Origin of the sequence: Paramicrobacterium salitolerans (genome assembly GCF_051513965.1) — a bacterium.
GTDB lineage: Bacteria > Actinomycetota > Actinomycetes > Actinomycetales > Microbacteriaceae > Paramicrobacterium.
Genome location: NZ_CP195847.1, coordinates 1,271,976 through 1,287,087 on the forward strand (window position 1 = coordinate 1,271,976; position 15,112 = coordinate 1,287,087).

The 15,112-nt window shown below is 61.0% G+C and carries 16 protein-coding genes and 1 pseudogene; 11 read left to right on the forward strand and 6 right to left on the reverse strand.

The window, feature by feature from the left end:
* Nucleotides 1–82 precede the first annotated feature (82 nt).
* The 3 genes from ctaC to ACSAGD_RS06045 are packed head-to-tail and all read left to right on the forward strand — an operon-like array spanning nt 83 to nt 3,140.
* Nucleotides 83–988 (forward strand): aa3-type cytochrome oxidase subunit II, encoded by a 906-nt coding sequence (ctaC, locus tag ACSAGD_RS06035; protein ID WP_437585120.1) that lies wholly within the window; start codon nt 83–85, stop codon nt 986–988.
* Between the two features lie 4 nt (nt 989–992).
* Nucleotides 993–2,714, forward strand: a complete 1,722-nt coding sequence (ctaD, locus tag ACSAGD_RS06040; RefSeq protein ID WP_437584819.1) for an aa3-type cytochrome oxidase subunit I — start codon at nt 993–995, stop codon at nt 2,712–2,714.
* Between the two features lie 3 nt (nt 2,715–2,717).
* Nucleotides 2,718–3,140 carry a cytochrome c oxidase subunit 4 gene (locus ACSAGD_RS06045; RefSeq protein ID WP_437584820.1) on the forward strand — a complete coding sequence of 141 codons (423 nt, stop codon included), beginning with the start codon at nt 2,718–2,720 and terminating at the stop codon, nt 3,138–3,140.
* A gap of 490 nt (nt 3,141–3,630) precedes the next feature.
* Here the strand turns inward: ACSAGD_RS06045 and ACSAGD_RS06050 are convergent.
* The 5 genes and pseudogenes from ACSAGD_RS06050 to ctaE form a co-directional block, all read right to left on the reverse strand.
* Nucleotides 3,631–3,828 (reverse strand): annotated as a pseudogene (locus tag ACSAGD_RS06050) (transposase); the annotation flags it as partial.
* A gap of 270 nt (nt 3,829–4,098) precedes the next feature.
* Nucleotides 4,099–5,715 (reverse strand): cytochrome bc1 complex cytochrome b subunit, encoded by a 1,617-nt coding sequence (gene qcrB, locus ACSAGD_RS06055; RefSeq protein WP_437584821.1) that lies wholly within the window; start codon nt 5,713–5,715, stop codon nt 4,099–4,101.
* Complete coding sequence (gene qcrA, locus ACSAGD_RS06060; RefSeq protein WP_437584822.1) at nt 5,712–6,800, reverse strand: cytochrome bc1 complex Rieske iron-sulfur subunit; 1,089 nt, start codon at nt 6,798–6,800, stop codon at nt 5,712–5,714. The genes qcrB and qcrA overlap by 4 nt, the downstream gene beginning before the upstream one ends.
* Before the next feature lie 44 nt (nt 6,801–6,844).
* Nucleotides 6,845–7,651 (reverse strand): cytochrome bc1 complex diheme cytochrome c subunit, encoded by an 807-nt coding sequence (gene qcrC / locus ACSAGD_RS06065; RefSeq protein WP_437585121.1) that lies wholly within the window; start codon nt 7,649–7,651, stop codon nt 6,845–6,847.
* A gap of 36 nt (nt 7,652–7,687) precedes the next feature.
* Nucleotides 7,688–8,254 (reverse strand): aa3-type cytochrome oxidase subunit III, encoded by a 567-nt coding sequence (gene ctaE, locus ACSAGD_RS06070; protein WP_437585122.1) that lies wholly within the window; start codon nt 8,252–8,254, stop codon nt 7,688–7,690.
* A gap of 203 nt (nt 8,255–8,457) precedes the next feature.
* On the opposite strand from ctaE, the gene trpD reads away from it, so the two are divergent.
* The 7 genes from trpD to ACSAGD_RS06105 all read left to right on the forward strand — a co-directional run bounded on the left by trpD (nt 8,458) and on the right by ACSAGD_RS06105 (nt 13,399).
* Complete coding sequence (gene trpD, locus ACSAGD_RS06075) at nt 8,458–9,516, forward strand: anthranilate phosphoribosyltransferase (protein ID WP_437584823.1); 1,059 nt, start codon at nt 8,458–8,460, stop codon at nt 9,514–9,516.
* 85 nt (nt 9,517–9,601) lie between these two features.
* On the forward strand, nt 9,602–10,603 hold the full coding sequence (gene dhaK / locus ACSAGD_RS06080; protein ID WP_437584824.1) for a dihydroxyacetone kinase subunit DhaK: 1,002 nt from the start codon (nt 9,602–9,604) through the stop codon (nt 10,601–10,603).
* A 17-nt stretch (nt 10,604–10,620) separates the two neighbouring features.
* Nucleotides 10,621–11,283 (forward strand): dihydroxyacetone kinase subunit DhaL, encoded by a 663-nt coding sequence (dhaL, locus tag ACSAGD_RS06085; protein WP_437584825.1) that lies wholly within the window; start codon nt 10,621–10,623, stop codon nt 11,281–11,283.
* Nucleotides 11,280–11,978 (forward strand): dihydroxyacetone kinase phosphoryl donor subunit DhaM, encoded by a 699-nt coding sequence (dhaM, locus tag ACSAGD_RS06090; protein ID WP_437584826.1) that lies wholly within the window; start codon nt 11,280–11,282, stop codon nt 11,976–11,978. Before dhaL ends, dhaM begins: the two co-directional genes overlap by 4 nt.
* A gap of 18 nt (nt 11,979–11,996) precedes the next feature.
* Nucleotides 11,997–12,422, forward strand: a complete 426-nt coding sequence (locus ACSAGD_RS06095) for an SRPBCC family protein (protein WP_437584827.1) — start codon at nt 11,997–11,999, stop codon at nt 12,420–12,422.
* Between the two features lie 45 nt (nt 12,423–12,467).
* Nucleotides 12,468–12,788 carry a hypothetical protein gene (locus tag ACSAGD_RS06100; RefSeq protein WP_437584828.1) on the forward strand — a complete coding sequence of 107 codons (321 nt, stop codon included), beginning with the start codon at nt 12,468–12,470 and terminating at the stop codon, nt 12,786–12,788.
* Between the two features lie 200 nt (nt 12,789–12,988).
* A complete protein-coding gene (locus tag ACSAGD_RS06105) occupies nt 12,989–13,399 on the forward strand; it encodes an NUDIX hydrolase (RefSeq protein ID WP_437585123.1) in 411 nt (136 codons plus the stop codon).
* On the opposite strand, the gene ACSAGD_RS06110 is transcribed toward ACSAGD_RS06105, so the two are convergent.
* Nucleotides 13,382–13,960 carry a GNAT family N-acetyltransferase gene (locus ACSAGD_RS06110; RefSeq protein WP_437584829.1) on the reverse strand — a complete coding sequence of 193 codons (579 nt, stop codon included), beginning with the start codon at nt 13,958–13,960 and terminating at the stop codon, nt 13,382–13,384. The genes ACSAGD_RS06105 and ACSAGD_RS06110 overlap by 18 nt on opposite strands.
* A gap of 240 nt (nt 13,961–14,200) precedes the next feature.
* Here ACSAGD_RS06110 and ACSAGD_RS06115 point away from each other — a divergent pair, with 240 nt between their 5' ends.
* Nucleotides 14,201–14,524, forward strand: a complete 324-nt coding sequence (locus tag ACSAGD_RS06115) for a hypothetical protein (RefSeq protein ID WP_437584830.1) — start codon at nt 14,201–14,203, stop codon at nt 14,522–14,524.
* The last annotated feature ends 588 nt before the right edge of the window (nt 14,525–15,112 follow it).

The following is a 15,112-nucleotide window of genomic DNA, read 5'->3' on the forward strand; positions in this document are numbered from 1 at the left end:
ACGGGCCGCCATGGTGACGCACTCGCCCTGTAATCGGGATAGACTGGACTGAGAATTACCAGTGTCTTCCGAAAGGTCCCAGGTGCGCTCGAATAGACGACTCCGCTGGGCTGCCCTGCCGGTCGCCATCGCAATGACTGTGGTGTTGGCAGGCTGCACGCAAGCTGAGCTTCACGGTTATCTCCCCGGATTCATCGAGGGAGAGAAGGCTGTGACCAACCACGCTGAGACAGTCGCCACACTTTGGACGACATCTTGGATCGTCCTCCTTGGCGTCGGTCTCCTGACGTGGGGTCTCATCATCTGGGCGATCGTTGTGTACCGCCGCCGCAAGGGGCAGACCGGTCTTCCGGCGCAAATGCGCTACAACATGCCGATCGAGGTCTTCTACACGATCGTGCCGCTGATCCTCGTGATCGGAATGTTCGCCTTCACCGCTCGCGATCAGAACTCGATCGAGACGCAGTACACAGACGACGAGGCGGATGTCGTCATCGACGTATACGCCAAGCAGTGGGCATGGGACTTCGTCTACGACGACGCTGTTGACGGACAGGACGTCTGGAGCGCTGGCGTGCAGGCGGTCGAGGGCGAAGACGGCAGCATCGACCAGGACAAGCTGCCGACGCTGTATCTGCCGGTCGACTCCAAGGTGAAGATCGCGCTCAAGTCGCGTGACGTTGCCCACTCGTTCTGGGTCATCGACTTCCTCTACAAGAAGGACATGTACCCGGGCAAGACCAACTACATGTCTTTCGAGACTCAACGCGAGGGCACGTACGCAGGAAAGTGTGCGGAGCTGTGCGGTGAATACCACTCGATGATGCTGTTCAACGTGAAGATCGTCTCTCAGGACGAATACGAGCAGCACCTCCAGGACCTCGAACAGGCCGGAAACGTCGGCGACTACGGTTCGGACTACGACCGTAATAAGAACATGCCTGACGACGAGAAGTCGTCAGTCGACAAGAGGGAAGAGGGAGAGTAGACCGTTGACGACCGTAACGGACCTGCCCGCGGGGCAGGCAAAGGTGGTCAACCAGTCGAAGGTTGAGCACAAGGGGAACATCCTGGTCAAGTGGATCACCTCCACCGACCACAAGACCATCGGGTACATGTACCTGATCGCGTCGTTCCTGTTTTTCTGCATCGGTGGAGTGATGGCTCTCATCATCCGCGCGCAGCTGTTCGAGCCCGGTCTTGAGCTCGTTCCCACGAAGGAACAGTACAATCAGCTGTTCACGATGCACGGCACGATCATGCTGCTCATGTTCGCGACGCCGCTCTTCGCAGGATTCGCCAACGTCATCATGCCGCTTCAGATCGGCGCTCCTGACGTCGCGTTCCCGCGTCTGAACGCGTTCGCGTTCTGGCTGTATCTCTTCGGTAGCTTGATCGCTGTCGCCGGGTTCCTCACTCCTCAGGGAGCCGCCGCGTTTGGCTGGTTTGCCTATACGCCGTTGTCGAGTACGACATTCTCGCCGGGTGCGGGCGGGAACCTCTGGGTCTTTGGCCTCGGTATGTCCGGATTCGGAACGATTCTCGGTGCAGTGAACTTCATCACGACCATCATTACGATGCGTGCGCCGGGCCTCACCATGTTCCGCATGTCGATCTTCACCTGGAACACGCTTATCACATCGATTCTGATTCTGATGGCGTTCCCGGTTCTCGCGGCGGCTATGTTTGGCCTTGGCGCAGACCGTGTGTTCGACGCCCAGATTTACAACCCGGCAAACGGGGGAGTGATCTTGTGGCAGCACCTGTTCTGGTTCTTCGGACACCCAGAGGTGTACATCATCGCTTTGCCGTTCTTTGGCATCGTGTCAGAGGTCTTCCCTGTCTTCAGTCGTAAACCGATCTTCGGGTACAAGACTCTCGTCTACGCAACGATCGCGATCGCGTCGCTCTCTGTCAGTGTGTGGGCTCACCACATGTACGTGACAGGCTCCGTGCTGCTTCCGTTCTTCTCGCTGATGACGATGCTCATCGCAGTGCCAACGGGTGTGAAGATCTTCAACTGGATCGGCACTATGTGGCGCGGGTCCATCACGTTCGAGACTCCGATGCTCTGGGCGATCGGGTTCCTGATCACCTTCACGTTCGGCGGTCTGACCGGTGTGATCCTTGCGTCGCCGCCGCTGGACTTCCACGTGTCTGACACATACTTCGTCGTGGCGCACTTCCACTACGTCGTTTTCGGCACGGTTGTGTTCGCGATGTTCTCGGGCTTCTACTTCTGGTGGCCCAAGTGGACCGGAAAGCTCCTGAACGAGCGGCTCGGGTACTGGCACTTCTGGCTGCTCTTCATCGGGTTCCACACGACCTTCCTCGTCCAGCACTGGCTCGGAGTCATGGGTATGCCGCGTCGTTACGCGACGTACTCACCTGAGGACGGCTTCACCTGGATGAACCAGCTATCGACCGTCGGTGCGATGATCTTGGCGATCTCGATGATCCCGTTCTTCCTGAACGTGTACATCACGGCTCGGCGTGCACCTAAGGTGACCGTTGACGACCCGTGGGGCTACGGAGCTTCGCTTGAGTGGGCGACGTCGTGCCCGCCCCCGCGTCACAACTTCACGTCGATCCCGCGTATCCGTTCGGAGCGTCCGGCGTTCGACCTGAACCACCCGGAAACCGTTGAACAGCCGGCATCGCAGAGCGCTCTGAGCGCTACAAAGACCGTGGATCCTGAAGGAGAGGCGAAGTAACGCATGGTCGCAAATATCAGGATCTTCTGGATCATCGCGGTCTTCTTCGCGGTCATCTCGGGTGTCTACGCAGTCTGGGGCATCTTCGATCCGATCCAGCAGGGTGTCGAGTGGGCAGGTACCATCGCACTTGGCCTTGTCGCCGGGCTCGCCGGGCTCATCGCCTTTTACCTTGGTCTCGTTCACAGGAACCAGGGTGGGGTACTGCCTGAAGACCGCCCGGATGCCAACATCGATGACGGCGACCCTGAGCTCGGGCACTTCAGTCCGTGGAGCTGGTGGCCGATCCTGCTTGCGGGTTCCGCTGGTCTGGTTCTTCTCGGCCTCGCTGTCGGGTTCTGGATCTGCTACATCGGCGCCCCGCTCATCGCTGTGGCGCTCGTCGGCTGGGTGTACGAGTACTACCGCGGTTACTTCGCACGCTGACGTTCCAGCTAGCGCGCTGAGGGCCGGTGATCGACGATCACCGGCCCTCATGCTTTCTATTTCGAGCGCGTCTCTCGCGTGCTGTCAGCGTCCCCGCTGCCAGCACGATTTAGGCGCTCATAGGCCCATGGTCACGCTGCGAGCCCTCACTGCAGTGTGTTCGTCGTCGTTTCACGAGCACCTCTGGCGCTGAGCATGTGAGGGGATGCGTGCGCCACCAGAGGCGGTGGCTCCCGAGTGCACCAGGTAGGAGATGTGCGCTCAGGTAGGACGTTTTTCGCGATTTCCTCCTACTTGTGCGCACATCTCCTTCTGAATGAACACACGTTGGTTGCGTGAACGCGGACCGAGCAGCCCCCCGGTCGCATCCGGCGTTGTAGTGTAAGTCCGGCTGCTTCCTGGTGGTGGGTGGTTACAGTTCGAGGGCGAGGCCGTCGGTGTGCTCGTGGAGGGTGTGGATGAGCGTGCGTATGGAGATAGCGGAGGGTTAGCGGCCTTCGTCGTATTGCTCTTCCTTGTGCTGCTCTTGTAGAACGGCGCCAATCAGTCGGGTCACGGAGTTCTTTCTGGTCGGGAAAGATCTGGACTAGGTCGACGCGGCGTTTCATCTCCCGGTTGAGGCATTGGGGTTGTTGGACCAAACCTTCTTCCAGTGCTCGTGGGGCGGGGCGGCAAAGCCGGTCAGATCGGCCAGGATCAGCTCTCTGCCGTACGTTCGTGAGTAGATACGTGATGAGAACCGGTGCGGATCTCATGCGGGGATCCCACAACGATAGCGGGCTCGGGTCGGTGGCGGTGGCGGTGGCTTGTTGAGCGGGAAGCTGCTGCGAGGGGAGCACACGGGGAGAGCTCTGAACGGAGAACCCCAGCGGCTCGCTGGCAGCTCAGCGCAAAACCGCAGGGACGAGGAAGGCCTCCGCTTCCATCGGAAGCGGAGGCCTTCGTGCCTAGTCGTGGATCAGTGCTGATCGTGCGACTGGTCGAGTTCCTTCTGCGAGACCGGCGCGATGCGGTCCTCGAAGAACCAGCGTGACAGCGCGGCGCGGAAGCGCTGGCCAGCGGTGATCTTGCCGCGAGAGTTCGGGCGGATCATGAGCGGCTTGTAGCTGTCGTGGCTGACGAGCTTCCAGAGCTCGTACTCGTCGAGCGGCTGGTGCACCTCGATGTACTCGCCTCCAGGGAGACGAACGATGCGACCGGACTCGTAGCCGTGGAGAGCGATCTCGCGGTCCTTCTTCTGAAGTGCGATGCAGATGCGCTTCGTCACGAAGTAGGCGATGAACGGACCGACGACCAGCATGAACTGGAGAGCATGGATGACGCCTTCCATTGTGAGCTGGAAGTGAGTGGCCATGAGGTCAGAGCTGGCCGCAGCCCAGAGAGCCGCGTAGAAGGTGACTCCCGCTGCGCCGATCGCAGTGCGAGTAGGCGCGTTACGAGGGCGGTCCAGGATGTGGTGCTCTCGCTGGTCACCAGTGATCCACGCCTCGATGAAGGGGTAGATCAGCACAGCCACGATGAAGAGGCCGAGCACGAGAACCGGCAGGATGATGTTGAACGACCAGGTGTGGTTCAACCAGACGAACTCGAGGTGCGGAGGAACCAGACGCAGGGCGCCGTCTGCGAATCCGATGTACCAGTCAGGCTGGGTACCGGCCGAGACCGGCGACGGGTCGTACGGACCGTAGTTCCAGATCGCGTTGATGCTGAACAGCGAGCCGATCAGGGCGATAACACCGAAGACGATGAAGAAGAAGCCACCGGCCTTAGCGGCATATACCGGAAGGACGGGGAAGCCGACGACGTTGCGCTGGGTCTTTCCCGGTCCAGGGTACTGCGTGTGCTTGTGGATCACGACGAACATCAGGTGAAGTGCGATGAACAGAACGACGATCGCTGGGAGCAGCAGAATGTGCAACGTGTACAGGCGTCCGACGATCTGATCACCGGGGAATTCGCCTCCGAAGAGAAGGTAGGACGTCCAGGTTCCAATGAGAGGAAGGCCCTTGATCATTCCGTCGATGATTCGGAGACCGTTACCCGAAAGGAGGTCGTCAGGCAGCGAGTAGCCGGTGAAGCCCTCAGCCATCGCGAGGATGAAGAGGACGAAGCCGATCACCCAGTTCAGCTCACGCGGCTTGCGGAATGCTCCTGTAAAGAAGATGCGGAGCATGTGCAGGCCGATGGAGGCGACGAAAAGCAGCGCTGCCCAGTGGTGAATCTGACGCATCAGAAGACCACCGCGGATGTCGAACGAGATGTCGAGGGTCGACGCCATCGCCGCCGACATCTCGACGCCCTTCAGCGGGACGAACGAGCCATCGTACTCGACCGGAGCCATCGACGCCTGGAAGAAGAACGTCAGGAACGACCCGGAAAGGAGGATGACGACGAAGCTGTAAAGCGCGACCTCACCGAGGAGGAACGACCAGTGGTCAGGGAAGACCTTGCGCCCGAATTCCTTGACGGCGGCTGAAATGCTGGTGCGCTCGTCGATGTAGTTGGCTGCTGCGGCTGTGAAGCCTCCGGACTTCGCCGGGGCAGACGAGGACGATTGCGTTGTCGTGGTGCTCAATGACGCTCCCAGAAGCTCGGTCCGACAGGCTCGGTGAAGTCACTCTGCGCGACGAGGTATCCCTCGTCGTCAACCGTGATGGGGAGCTGCGGAAGAGGACGTGCGGCCGGCCCGAAGATGACGGCACAGTGGTTTGTGACGTCGAACTGCGACTGGTGGCAGGGGCACAGCAGGTGGTGAGTACGCTGCTCGTAGAGCGCAACGGGGCATCCGACGTGGGTGCATACCTTTGAGTAGGCGACGATCCCATCGTAGGACCAGGTCTTCCGGTCCTCGCGCTCCTTGAGCTGGTCGGGCTGAAGGCGCATGAGCAGGACGATGGCCTTGGCCTTCTCGTCGAGCATTCCGTCGCTGTGGCTCATCTCCGAGAGACCCTCGGGGATCACGTGGAATGCAGAACCGTACGTGACGTCGGCGGCCTTGATTGGGGCGCCGTCCGGGTCGCGGGTGAGTCGCTTGCCCTTCTCCCACATCGTCTGCTTAAGGAGAGCAACCGGCTCAGTTCCCTCACCCTCAGGCGCAAGTCCACGGAAGAGTGCAACCGCGGGGAGCGGGAAAGCGATGAGAGCGCCGATCAGCGTGTTGCGAACCAGGGTGCGCCGTCCGAAACCGGACTCCTTGTTCGCAGTGTCGAAGATTTCGACGGCCTTCGCGCGCGTCTCGTCCGTGCCGCGGACAGGATGGCGCTCGTCGATCGTCTCGTGATCGGCCATGAGTGCCTTGCCCCAGTGAACCGCTCCGATTCCGAGCGCAAGCAGGGCGAGAGCAATACCCAGACCGATGAAGAGGTTGTTCAGCCGAACGGACATCGGGTCAGCCGGATTGATCGGGAACGCCATGTACGCGGCTACGGCCCACACGCTGCCGACGATCGACAGATAGAAGAGCGTGTAGACGGTGCGTTCTGCGCGCTTCTCCTTCTTCGGATCGAGGTCGGTGACGCGCTTGCGGTGCGGCGGGAGACCCGGATTCTTGACCGCGTCGTTGCTGACGACAGCTGTGCCGACAGACGCGCCAGGCGCCGCAATGTGGGCTGACGAGTCTTCAGCGGCGAGTTCCTTGCCGCTGTTGCCGTCCTGTGCCATTCTGCTCCTTCTTACAGATTCTGTTATGTGAGGTCAGGCGAGTCTCAGTTGGACTTCGCTGTGATCCACACGGTGATTGCGACGATGGCGCCGAGGCCGAAGATCCAGATGAACAGACCTTCAGCGACCGGCCCGAGCGAGCCGAGCTCATAGCCACCGACGGAAGGCGTGTTCTCGATGTACTTCAGAGCCGTGATGATGTCGCGCTTGTCCTCAGGGGAGAGGTTCGCATCGTTGAACACAGGCATGTTCTGCGGACCGGTGATCATCGCCTCGTAGATGTGGGCAGGCTCAACCCCGGTGAGGGCGGGGGCGAACTTACCCTCGGTGAGGGCGCCACCAGCGCCAGCGACGTTGTGACACATGGCGCAGTTGATGCGGAACAGCTCGGCGCCGTTCGCAGCGTTGCCCTGAGCGTCGAGGTACTTCTCGTCAGGGATGGCCGGGCCAGGAGCGTAGGACGCGACATATGCGGCCAGGGCGGCGGTATCGGAGTCGGAGAACTGCTTGGGCTTGACGCGTGCCTGGGGGCCCTGCATCTGCAGCGGCATCCGGCCAGTGCCGACCTGGAAGTCGACAGCAGCCGCGCCGACGCCGATCAGCGAGGGACCGGCTTCGGTGCCCTCGAGATTCATGCCGTGGCATGTGGCGCAGTTTGCGGCGAAGAGCTTGCCGCCTTCTTCGATCTGCTCCTGTGATGAAGCGACCGCTGTCGGTTCGTCAGCAGACGCGGTGGCGGAGCTGAACGCAGCGTACGCGCCTCCGGAGAACAGAAGACCGACGGCGATGAGGGCGACGTTGGCAAGGGGGTGACGACGCCCCTTCTTGGAGACCTTCGCCGCTGGGGACATGCGTGAACGTGACATACGTGCTGTCTGCTCCGAAATCTATCTGAGAACGTAAATGACGAGGAAGAGTGCGATCCACACAATGTCGACGAAGTGCCAGTAGTACGACACAACGATCGCCGTCGTGGATTCCTTGTGACCGAAAGACTTGACAGCGTAGGCACGCCCGATCACCAGGAGGAAGGCGATGAGACCGCCGGTGACGTGGAGACCGTGGAAGCCGGTGGTGAGGTAGAAAGCTGAGCCATATGCGCTGGAGGCAAAGGTAACGCCTTCGCTCACGAGGGTCGCGTACTCCCAGATCTGACCAGCGACGAAGATCGCGCCAAGTGCGTAGGTCAGGAAGAACCACTCGACCATTCCCCACTGGGTCGGCTTCCAGCCGGTCGCACGCGACTGCATGCGCTCCGCTGCGAACACGCCGAACTGGCAGCTGAACGAGGAAGACACGAGGATCAGCGTGTTGACCGTCGCGAAGGGAACGTTGAGGATCTCCGTCTGGCTTTCCCAGAGGACAGGGGAGGTGGAGCGCAACGTGAAGTAGATCGCGAAGAGTCCTGCGAAGAACATCACTTCACTACCGAGCCACACGATGGTGCCGACCATCACGGAGTTCGGACGCTTCAATGCCGTTGCGCCAGGGGCATAGTTCAATGAGGTGCTCGTCACAGTTCCATTATGGCCGATATTTCACCGGATTTTTCACACGACGAGCCGCACGATGTCGGAGAGACTTCAAATTCGGCTTGGGATCACCAGTTAAAGAGCTTCGAATTCTTCAGAGGGAGTGTCGCCGATAGGATCGGCGCATGACCGATCAACTGACGTGGCCCTTCATTCTGACCCAGCTTCTCAACGGAGAGGATCTCAGCGTGTCTGAGGCGACATGGGCGATGCAGCAGATCATGACCGGTCAGGCTTCTGACGCCCAGATTGCGGCGTTCGTTGTGGCGCTTCGCGCGAAGGGCGAGACGGTCGACGAGATCGTGGGATTCCGCGACGCAATCCTTGCCGAGGCGCTGCCACTGCCCGCGAACTCCATGGCTCTGGACATCGTCGGCACCGGGGGAGATAGGTTCGGCACAGTCAACATCTCATCGACGGCGTCGATCATCATCGCGGCATCCGGAATTCCCGTGATCAAGCACGGGAACAAGGCGGCGAGCAGCAAGTCGGGATCGAGCGACGTGTTCGCTGAACTGGGCATTGATCTGACGCTCTCGCCCGATGACGTCGCCGGAGTGCTGGAGGATGCCGGCATCACGTTCGCGTTCGCATCCGCGTTTCATCCCGGGTTCCGGCACGCAGGACGTGCCCGTGGAGACCTCGGCGTCCCGACCGTCTTCAACTACCTGGGGCCGCTCTGCAACCCGGCGCGTCCGGAGGCTTCGGCAGTCGGAGTCGCGCAGTTAGACCGTGTTCCTCTGATCGTAGGGGTGTTCCAGACTCGTGGCGCGACCGCGCTCGTCTTCCGGGGCGATGATGGTCTTGACGAGCTTACAACCACCGGCCACTCCCACATCTGGGAGGTGTCACGCGGACTCGTGACCGAGCACGATCTTGACCCGAGAGACCTCGGGATCGCCACGGCATCCATCGAGGACCTTCTTGGCGGAGACGCCCAGTACAACGCCGGAGTTCTGCGTGGGGTGCTGGCGGGGGAGAAAGGGCCGGTCAGAGATATCGTGCTGCTCAACGCAGCGGCGGGCATGGTTGCGTACCGACTCGAAGAGGATCCCGCGCAGGCTGAGCGCAAGATGGTCGATCGGTTTGCCGAGCAGCTCGAGATTGCGACGAGGGTGGTCGATTCTGGGGCCGCCAGTGAGAAGCTCGACGCGTGGATCGCGGCATCCTCACGCCGTTCCTGAAGGGTCTACCCGAACCTGCGCCGACAGCGTAGTTTGAGTAGGTAACGGCCCCATTCGCCCCGTTCCTTGCTGAAGGAGAGTTCCAATGAAGAAACTCATCAATGATCCGAAAGACGTCGTAGCCGAGTCCGTCGCGGGCTTCGCTCTCGCACATTCCGATATCGTGCGGGCGGAATTCGACCCGACATTCGTCGTACGTACCGATGCGCCTGTCTCCGGAAAGGTAGGCATCGTCAGCGGCGGCGGCAGCGGACATGAGCCGCTTCACGCGGGCTTCGTCGGTTTTGGGATGCTCGATGCTGCGGTACCAGGCGCAGTGTTCACATCTCCGACCCCAGACCCGATCGTCGAGGCGACGAAAGCGGTCGATTCCGGCGCTGGCGTGCTGCACATCGTCAAGAACTACACGGGCGACGTGCTGAACTTCGAGACTGCCGCCGATCTGGCCGAAGCTGAGGGGATCACTGTCGCGTCGGTGGTGACTGACGATGATGTAGCGGTTCAAGACTCCCTCTATACGGCGGGCCGGCGCGGGGTCGCGGGAACAGTCCTAGTGGAGAAGATCGCTGGCGCGGCTGCGGAGCGTGGCGATTCACTGGATGCGGTCGCCGACGTTGCTCGTCGTGTGAACTCGAACGTGCGCAGCATGGGAGTGGCGCTCACGCCGTGCGTCGTTCCACACGCGGGGGAGCCGAGCTTCGAGCTCGCCGAGGACGAGATTGAGATCGGCATCGGCATACACGGTGAGCCCGGGAGGGAGAAGATCGCCCTCGAATCCGCGGACGCAATCGTCGATCGCCTGCTCGAGCCGATCCTCGCGGATCGGCCATTCGAATCAGGTGACGACGTGCTGCTTCTGGTGAACGGCATGGGCGGCACTCCGCTGAGTGAGCTCTACATCGTCTACCGGCACGCGGTCGCTGTGCTGGAGAAGCGCGGTGTGAATGTCGTGCGACAGCTCGTCGGTGACTACACGACCTCTCTGGAGATGCAGGGGGCGTCGATCTCAGTGTTGAAGCTGGATCCCGAGCTCACAGAGCTTTGGGATGCACCGGTGCAGACCGCTGCGCTCCGCTGGGGTCGTTGAGCAGAGAATGACCGTCGATGGTCGAAGTCAAGGAGGAGACGATGGTTAATGCCGCATGGGCGCGCGCTTGGCTGCGGGACAGCACGGAAGTTATCGCTGCCAATCGGACTGAGCTGATCCGGCTTGATCGTGAGATCGGAGACGGGGATCACGGCGAGAACATGGACCGTGGTTTCCAAGCGGTTGCAGCGAAGCTCGCAGACCTCGGCGACGATGCGACCCCGTCTGATCTGCTGAAGGCGGCGGCGTCGGCCTTGATCTCAACTGTCGGCGGTGCTGCTGGTCCGCTCTACGGAACTGCGTTTCTGAAGGCGGCCGGCGCTGTCAAAGACAAAGTGGAGCTCGAAGCGCAGGACCTCGTTTCGCTTCTGACGGCTGCGCGCGACGGAATCGTTCTACGCGGAAAGGCAGAGGTCGGGGACAAGACGATGGTGGATGCGTGGTCGCCTGCCGTCGATGCAGCGGCAGCGGCGGCAGAGGCAGGGAGATCGCCAGCAGAGGTGCTCTCCGCGGCAGCTGACGCCGCAGAGAAAGGCGCAGCGGACACAGACGAATTGGTCGCGCGTAAGGGACGCGCCAGCTACCTCGGGGAGCGAGCGGTGGGCCACCGTGACCCAGGAGCTCAATCGACCGCATTGATCCTGCGGGCGGCCGCAGATGCCGTGAAGGGTGTGTCATGACCGTCGGCCTGGTGCTCGTGTCTCATAGCTCAAAGATCGCTGAGGGAACCGCTGAACTCGCCGCCCAGATGGCGCCCAATGTGGAGTTGGTGCCCGCGGGGGGAACTGAGAGCGATGGGATTGGGACGAGCTTCGAGAAAGTGTCGGAGGCTATCGCGAAGGCGGACTCGGGCGACGGCGCTGTGATTCTCTGTGACCTGGGGTCGGCTGTGCTGACGGCCGAGACTGCGCTCGACTTTCTCGACGACGAACAGCGGGAACGTGTGGCGCTCGCTGATGCTCCGATCGTGGAAGGTGCTGTTGCGGGCGCCGTCGCTGCTGAAACCGGAGGCGACCTTAACGCGGTATTGAGCGCCGCGTCGCATGCGGGCCAAGGTGGACTGAGTAGCCCAGTGTCGTCAGAGCCTCTAGATTCTTCTGGACCAGACGGTCCAGAAGGCGTGATTCAACGCACCGTCACGCTGATCAACCGCGATGGACTTCACGCCAGACCCGCAGCGGACTTTGTGAAGAAGGCGAGTGGGTACGACGCACGCGTGACGGTGAACGGTGTCGACGCGAAGAGTCTTCTCGGGATCATGTCGCTGGGTCTCGTGAAAGGGAAAGACGCCGATTTGGCCGCAGAGGGACCAGAAGCAGGAAAAGCGATCGAAGAACTGGCAGAGTTGATCGAGTCTGGTTTTGGCGAGAAGTAACTGCAGGAGGAAGCTGCCATGATCGATCGGGCTGATACAGGCCAGCTCGGAGGAATCATCCGCGATATCGCGCGACCCAGGGGAGACGTGTGGGCTCTTCTGACAGAACCGAAGTACATTCGTCAATGGTTCTGGGATTCCCAGCCTGAGACTGACGTGCAGTTCACTCCGGACGTTGGAACTCGGTGGAAGGTGAGCACCGGTCCCGCATCCATGGGAGGCCAGATTTTAGCCGTCGTGCCCTCGGAGCGCATTACGTACACTCTCCGCTGGACAGGAGACGATCGCACGCATGAGGTCGATATCCGGCTGCTCGATGATCCAGTCGGTGGGACGACCGTGGAGATCAGCGAATCAGGATTCGCCTCGACGGCCGAGCAGCAAGTGCGTGTTGCCGGATGGAACGCCAGCTTGAACCTGCTCGCGAAGACGACGCTCGCTTAATAGCACGACTCTAGCCAAATTGTCAAAACTGGCTAGACTGGGAGCATGGTCCCTACAGAGCAGGCCCCCGAGAATGGCCGCTACGGCCGATTCTTTCGGTGGGTGGATGAGAAGCTGGTTCCGGTTATCGGCCCTGCGAACATCGGGCCGTATGACGACGTTCGAGAGTACGAGCCGACGGATTCGTGCCCGATCTGCGGGCACGAGATGGAGCGACACTCTATCGACCGCACGACAGATAACCCGGTTCTGAAATGTCCGGTGCGTCCGCAGCCTGTCGAGACTGACACGTCGCCGCTCAACGAGTTGGGGATGCCGACGGAGGCGGCTCGAGAACGTGCAGAGAAACGGCAGGGGCGTCGGTGAGATATCTATTTCACAACCTGTAGCCTGGTCGAATGAGAGCGAGCGCGCGGGGGCGGCATGTCCGTCTGCGAGACGACCTCGCTCGTTGGCGACCCGCATCGCGGGCTCAGCGCGCCCTTGCGTCTGACTACGTAGACTTCATCGATGAGCGCGGTTCCACGGCGCTTACACGAGGGGGAGCGGAACACCTCACGGCGAGTATGTTCGTGTTCTCCGCCGACCTTTCACAGGTTCTGCTGTGCTTCCATAGAAAGGCGCAGTTCTGGGTTCAAGTCGGCGGGCATATCGAAGAAGGCGACATTGCGGTGGCTGACGCAGCGCTGCGCGAAGCTCGAGAGGAGACTGGACTCACCAGCATCCATCTGCTTCGGCATGGCCCTGTCGACGTGCACCGGCACAGTCTCGCGGCTGCGTTCGGTGCGTGTCGTGTGCACCGCGACGTGGGCTTCGCTGCCGTGGCGGATCCGTCCGAGCCGCTGGTCGTAAGTAAGGAAAGCGAAAATCTCGGATGGTTCTCGGTCGATGCTCTGCCTGCTCCGACACCCGGCGACTTCACCGAACGGCTCTCGATCGCGCGCGGTGAGCTTCTGCGCTCAAGACCTATCAGCTGACTCTGTCAGAATCGGCCAACTGACAGGCGAGCGATCGTCTGTCGGGAGAAGGCTGCCGAGCCATTCATTCGCCCAGCCGCTCCGATCGCGAGTTCCGTTTCGACGAACGCCTTCGAAATGGAAGCCGTTTCGTTGCGCCGCGCGTGCGGAGCGCAGGTTTCCAGCAATTGCATTCCACTCAAGGCGCACCAATCCGAGACTCTCGAACGCGAAGTCGGCGACGGCGTGTACCGATTCCGAGAGGAAACCCTGCCTACGGGCATCCGGTGCGAGCCAGAACCCGATTCGACCTTGCCCATTGTGTATGGGGTCGAGGCTGATCATCCCCACAAGCTCGTGTGAGGCGAGGGGGAACATTGCCCACGCAAGATGGTCTCCGGAGACCCAGCCATCGCGACAGTATTCGATGAACTGTGCTGCGCTGTCGCGTGTATAAGGGACGGGGACGGGGATGCGCTCTTGGATCTCCGCGTCCTGGCAGGCGTGATAGATCGCGTCTGCATCAGCGTTGGTCGGGCAAGAGAGCGAGAGCTGCGCTGTGTGCAGGTCGACCGGAAGCATGGATTCAAGCATATGTGCCGGACGGCGGTTCTCCGGGCGTGGCAACTGATTGACCGCTATGGAGGCACACAGTAAGTTATCAGGAAAGGCTGACGGTGTTGTCGTCGCCAGGCGCAAGCCTCAATGGGGAGGGGAGTAGCCGTGGGGGAGCAAGGGTCTTCGCGACCGGCTGATAAAACACAGGATCACCGCGAGGGCAGCCTCTGTGCGAGCGAAGGATTTGCACGAGCGGCGGCTGTCGTGGTTGGAATCGGGGGACTTGTTCTTCCGGTTCTCGGATGGATCATCGGCATCGTGATGATGTGGCAATCTCCGGCCTGGAGACGCGTGGACAAGGTTGTAGCTACGGTTACACCGCTGATGCTTGCCGCACTCGTTGCGGGGGCCGTCCGCGTGACATGGCTTGTGCACGATCGCAGCGAGGAAGCGGAAGGGCATGCCGTTGTCGTGTCGGCATATGACGTCGCGTGGCTCGGCTGCGCCGTGCTTGTCGTACTTACTGCAGCGCTTGGTCTCTGGCTCTTCAGGCGAATCGCGTCAGGCGCGCGTATCAGCTCGGCGTGAGCGTGCCGTAATTTGCTGTCTCGAACTGCGTTCTTCCGGGATGTGTTCTATGAGGGAGAGGCGTCGTTCCCGTTTAACTGACATAATGTGCATTATCGGCTTAACCCTGAGTTTGGGAAGACGGTGCGATGCACATTGATTTCGTGTGCCGCTGCTCGCGAATCGCTCTCGCCGTGGATGTGGTGTCCCGAGTGACCGCAACTCGCGTGTGGTTCGAATCGAGTCGAAGGTTGTGAATCCTTGCGCTGAGTTCTGTATGCGGCATCCTTACTTCAAGCGACATGTCGCGTTCAAGCTTTTGTCCTGGGCCGCAGCTGCTGACAGGCTGCGCTGAGTTCATCGTCTGTGATCTCCGCGCCGACGCAGACGACTTCGTTGGTGTATGTGACTCGTTCGTGGTCTCGTCAAGCACCTGTCTGCTGCGCTTCAGCTGATGTTGGGGCCTCTGGTGCTATCCAGACTCAACCGGCGCCACGTCACGGGTCCGCAATAAACGGCGTGATAATTGCTTTTACTTGACATAACGTGAGTCTGGGAATTGTTACGGCCCCTGACCCTCGTCAGGCTCTGTCCCCAGCGGTACATTGA

Excerpts from the sequence above, each read along its gene's own strand:
- ACSAGD_RS06045 (WP_437584820.1), top strand. The coding sequence starts at position 2,718 with ATGGTCGCAAATATCAGGATCTTCTGGATCATCGCGGTCTTCTTCGCG.
- qcrA (WP_437584822.1), bottom strand. The coding sequence starts at position 6,800 with ATGGCACAGGACGGCAACAGCGGCAAGGAACTCGCCGCTGAAGACTCG.
- qcrC (WP_437585121.1), bottom strand. The coding sequence starts at position 7,651 with ATGTCCCCAGCGGCGAAGGTCTCCAAGAAGGGGCGTCGTCACCCCCTT.
- ctaE (WP_437585122.1), bottom strand. The coding sequence starts at position 8,254 with ATGGTCGGCACCATCGTGTGGCTCGGTAGTGAAGTGATGTTCTTCGCA.
- trpD (WP_437584823.1), top strand. The coding sequence starts at position 8,458 with ATGACCGATCAACTGACGTGGCCCTTCATTCTGACCCAGCTTCTCAAC.
- dhaK (WP_437584824.1), top strand. The coding sequence starts at position 9,602 with ATGAAGAAACTCATCAATGATCCGAAAGACGTCGTAGCCGAGTCCGTC.
- dhaL (WP_437584825.1), top strand. The coding sequence starts at position 10,621 with ATGGTCGAAGTCAAGGAGGAGACGATGGTTAATGCCGCATGGGCGCGC.
- dhaM (WP_437584826.1), top strand. The coding sequence starts at position 11,280 with ATGACCGTCGGCCTGGTGCTCGTGTCTCATAGCTCAAAGATCGCTGAG.
- ACSAGD_RS06095 (WP_437584827.1), top strand. The coding sequence starts at position 11,997 with ATGATCGATCGGGCTGATACAGGCCAGCTCGGAGGAATCATCCGCGAT.
- ACSAGD_RS06100 (WP_437584828.1), top strand. The coding sequence starts at position 12,468 with ATGGTCCCTACAGAGCAGGCCCCCGAGAATGGCCGCTACGGCCGATTC.
- ACSAGD_RS06105 (WP_437585123.1), top strand. The coding sequence starts at position 12,989 with ATGTTCGTGTTCTCCGCCGACCTTTCACAGGTTCTGCTGTGCTTCCAT.
- ACSAGD_RS06110 (WP_437584829.1), bottom strand. The coding sequence starts at position 13,960 with ATGCTTCCGGTCGACCTGCACACAGCGCAGCTCTCGCTCTCTTGCCCG.